The sequence below is a fragment of the uncultured Aquincola sp. genome, from assembly GCF_964001545.1.
In the GTDB taxonomy this organism is placed as follows: domain Bacteria; phylum Pseudomonadota; class Gammaproteobacteria; order Burkholderiales; family Burkholderiaceae_C; genus Aquincola.
In genome coordinates, this window is sequence record NZ_CAXFDV010000115.1 from 1 (window position 1) to 3,841 (window position 3,841).

Annotated in this window: 3 protein-coding genes; 1 reads left to right on the plus strand and 2 read right to left on the minus strand. The window is 72.4% G+C overall.

The genetic code is table 11. The annotated features are described in order from the left end of the window. Together ABNT58_RS03855 and ABNT58_RS03860 are read right to left on the minus strand one after the other, a co-directional pair. A partial coding sequence (locus ABNT58_RS03855) for a DUF4178 domain-containing protein (RefSeq protein ID WP_348752194.1) occupies positions 1-1,409 on the minus strand: 1,409 nt, incomplete at its 3' end. 19 nt (positions 1,410-1,428) lie between these two features. Further along, positions 1,429-2,481 carry an SPFH domain-containing protein gene (locus tag ABNT58_RS03860; protein WP_348752195.1) on the minus strand — a complete coding sequence of 351 codons (1,053 nt, stop codon included), beginning with the start codon at positions 2,479-2,481 and terminating at the stop codon, positions 1,429-1,431. Positions 2,482-2,537: 56 nt separating this feature from the next. Between ABNT58_RS03860 and ABNT58_RS03865 the strand changes: the two genes are divergently transcribed. Next, complete coding sequence (locus ABNT58_RS03865; RefSeq protein WP_348752196.1) at positions 2,538-3,779, plus strand: FAD-dependent monooxygenase; 1,242 nt, start codon at positions 2,538-2,540, stop codon at positions 3,777-3,779. Positions 3,780-3,841 lie beyond the last annotated feature (62 nt).

The following is a 3,841-nucleotide window of genomic DNA, read 5'->3' on the forward strand; positions in this document are numbered from 1 at the left end:
AGCAGCGCAAAGATCAGCAGCGGCTTGAGCAGGCCGCCGCCACTTTTCACGCTGAACTGCAGCAGCGGCGCGCCGTCGCGCTGCAGCGCGGCCAACCGGTCGTCGGGCAGGCCGAAGGCACGCGCCACCACCGCGGCTTCCAGCGCCTCGCCGGCCGACCAGGTCACCTCCTGGCCGGCGGCCTCGCGGTTGAGCCGGCGCCGCGCCTGCGCGCCCACGCCCTGGTAATCGGTGTTGCGGGTGCGCTCGTCGCGCTGCAGGCGCCAGTAGAACTCGCCCAGCACATAGGTCACGGTGCCGGTGTAGGTGTACAGCGGCCGGTAGCTCGCGCCCTGCCAACGCACCTGCTCGCCCTGCCGCTCGGGCACACCGGTGATCGGGCGCGCCCAGCTCCAGCCGTCTTCCGCATCCACCAGAAAGGCGAAGCCGGCGCTGCGGTGGTAGAGCAGGTACTCGCGCCAGAAGGCCTGCTCGTCTTCCGGGTCGTCGGGCAGCTCGGCGTGCTCCACATAGCCCACCACCTGCCAGGGCAGCGCTTCGCCGCCAAGCGCCAGCGTGCCTGTGCTGCCCAGCGGAATCTGCGGCTCGGCATGGCCTTCGGGCTGGGCCTGGCTGTAGTGCGCCAGGTCGGCGCCCACGCCCTGCGACAGATCGACCACCGCATGGCACTGGCCGCAGACGATGCTGCGGGTGCTTTCCAGCCGCGCCTGCAGCGGCGCGCCGCAGTTGGGGCATTCGAACGCGCGGCCGGCCCAGGTTTTTTCGCTGGCCGATGCCAGGCCGCTGAGCGACAGCGCCGCCAGCTGCACCGGCCGGCCGATGGACCAGCCCAGAGTGGGCGCGGCCAGGTCGTCCAGCGTGGCCACCTCGTCGCGGGTGTTGCGCAGGTCCGCCACGGTGAACCGGGCGGCCAGTGCCGGCGGTTTCGGCAGCTCGCCTTCGGCGGTGTGCACCGTGGCCTGCTGCACCGAGGCCACCTCCCAGGCCTGGCCGCCCAGCGCCAGACGCTGGCCCGGCTGCAGCTGCGCGGGCGGCGGCGCATCGGCCGGCGGCGGCGCATCGAAGGCAAACACATGGCCGCCGTTGTCCTCGCTCAACCAGCCCGAGCGGCCGTTGTCGAACAGCGCATGCCACTCGTTCCAGCTGCCCTGGGCGTAAGCCATCTGCAGCCGGCCCACCAGCGTGAACGGCTCGCCCTGCAGGCGGCCGGCTGCGCCCAGCTGCAGCGGTGAGTGGTCGTCGAACAGCTCGGCCGCCTGGCCGATGCGGCGCAGCGCATCGCCATCGCGCACCAGCGTGCTGCGGCAGTAGCTGCACACCGCGCTGGCCGAAGCCGCGGATCGAAAGTCGACCGGCGCGCCGCAGTTCGGGCAGGCCGCGCGCCAGGCGCGTTGCGGAGCAGGGGTCACCAGGCCGGGCTGCGCGGGTTCACACCAGCTTCTTCAGCAGCTCGGCCTTCTTGGCGCTGAATTCCTCGTCGGTGAGCACACCCTTGGCCTTGAGATCACCCAGCTTCTCCAGCAGGGCCACCACCTCGTCGGGCGAGACGCCCGCTGCAGCGGCAGGGGCAGGGGCAACCGCGGCTGCGCCGGCCGGCGCCTGCGGCTGCAGGCCCTGCTGCAGCTGCTGCGCCATCACCTGGCCCAGCGCCACGCCGGCGCCCAGGCCCATCGCATCGCCCACCACGCCGCCGCCCGCGGCCGCGCCTTCGGCGAACTTGGGCAGCGACTGCGCCGTCTGGTACTGCATGAACTTGCCCATGTCATTGCCGACCATGCCCATGCCGATCTTCTGGTCGAGGATCTTCTGCAGCTCTTCGGGCAGCGAGACGTTCTGCACCGTCACGCTGTCCAGCGCCAGGCCCAGCGCCGCGAAGGCGGGGCCGGTGGCTTCGCGCAACTGGGTCGCGAATTCCACCTGGTTGGCCGCCAGGTCGAGGAAAGGAATGCCGCTGCCGGCCACCGCGTCGCTGATGTGCTGCAGCATCAGGCCGCGCAGCTGGCCGTCCAGGTCGTCCACCGTGTAGGTGTCGCGCGTGCCCGAGACCTGGGTGTGGAACAGCTTGGAGTCTGCGATGTGGAAGGCGTAGTTGCCGAAGGCCCGCAGCCGCACCGCGCCGAAGTCCTTGTCGCGGATGGTCACCGGCTGGCTGGTGCCCCAGCGGCGGTCCAGCTGCTGGCGCGTGGCGAAGAAGTACACGTCGCTCTTGAACGGGCTCTGGAACAGCTTGTCCCAGTTCTTCAGGTAGGTCAGCACCGGCAGCGTCTGCGTGGTCAGCCGGTGCATGCCGGGGCCGAAGACGTCGGCCACCTGGCCCTGGTCGACGAACATCGCCAGCTGCGATTCACGCACGGTGAGCGAGGCGCCGTTCTGGATCTCGCGGTCGGCCATCGGGAAACGCCAGGCCAGCACGCCGTCGCGCTGCTCGGTCCATTCGATGATGTCGATGAACTGTTTCTTGATGAAGTCCATCAAGGCCATGGTGGCGCTCCTGGTGCCGGGGCGGGTGCCCGGGGTCGCGGCGAATAATACGCGGCGTGAGCACCCCCTCCCCCCTTCACCTGGCCATCGTCGGCGCCGGCCCCGCAGGCCTGGCGCTGGCCCTGCTGGCCGCCCGCCACCTGCCCGATGCGCAGGTTTCGCTGTTCGATGCGCGGCCGGCCGAGCGCGACGTCTCGGCCGACCCGCGCACGCTGGCGCTGTCGCTGGGCAGCGTGCACCTGCTGCAGCGCCTGGGTGCCTGGGAAGAAGGCCGCGCCCAGCCGATCACCGAAGTGCATGTGTCGCAGCAGCCGCCCACGCTGGCCTGGCAGGCGCTGGTGCCGCAGGTGCGGCTGACGGCCGCCGACCAGGGCGTGGCCATGCTGGGCGCGGTGCTGCCCTACGGCGCGCTGGTGGCGCCGCTGCAGCGCCGCTGGGAAGCCGAGGTGGCCCAGGCGCCGCAGCGGCTGCACACCCGCTTCGGCACGCCGGTGGCGGCGCTGAAGGACGTGCCCGGCGGCGTGGAGATCGATGCCGGCGTGGCCGACACCTTCGACCTGGCCATCGTGGCCGAGGGCGGCGTGTTCGCCGACCGCATGGCGGTGGCCGCCGCGCCCGGCCAGCGCCTGGCCCACGACTACCGGCAGACCGCCTGGGTGGGCACCGTCACGCTGCAGGGCGGCCGCCCGGGACTGGCGGTGGAACGCTTCACCCGCCACGGCCCGGCCGCGCTGCTGCCGCTGGGCCCCGACGCCGAGGGCCGCCAACGCGCGGCGCTGGTGTGGTGCGTGCCGGCCGACGACGACCCGGTGAAGGACCTGGACGACGCGCAACGGCTGGCGGTGCTCAACACCGTGTTTCCGGCCGAGGTGGGGCGGCTGGCCGCCATCTCGCCGCTCAAGCACTTTGCGCTGGGCCTGGCGGCCGAGCGCACGCTGGTGCGCGGCCGGCAGATCCGCATCGGCAATGCCGCGCAGACGCTGCACCCGGTGGCCGGCCAGGGCCTGAACCTGGGCCTGCGCGACGCCTACGCCCTGGCCGGCGCGCTGCGCCAGGCCAGCGAGGCGGCGCGCCTGGCGGGCCAGCCCATCGACGTGGACGGCGCGCTGCGCAAGGTGGAATGGCAACGCGCCCCCGACCGCTGGGCCATGATCGCCGCCACCGACTTCCTGGCCCGCAGCTTCACCTGGACCTGGCCCGGCCTGGCCGCCGCCCGCGGCCTGGGCCTGGCCGTGCTGGACAGGATCGGCCCCGCCAAGAAGGCGCTGGCGCGGCAGATGATGTTCGGGCGGCGCTAGGCGTTTTACCTATCTGGTAAAGTCCGTGGCCTCAGAGCCCGGAGGAAGAGGCGTTCTTGGAC

What these genes read in the sequence shown, in the direction of transcription:
- ABNT58_RS03860 (WP_348752195.1), bottom strand. Translation starts at nt 2,481, where the DNA reads ATGGCCTTGATGGACTTCATCAAGAAACAGTTCATCGACATCATCGAA.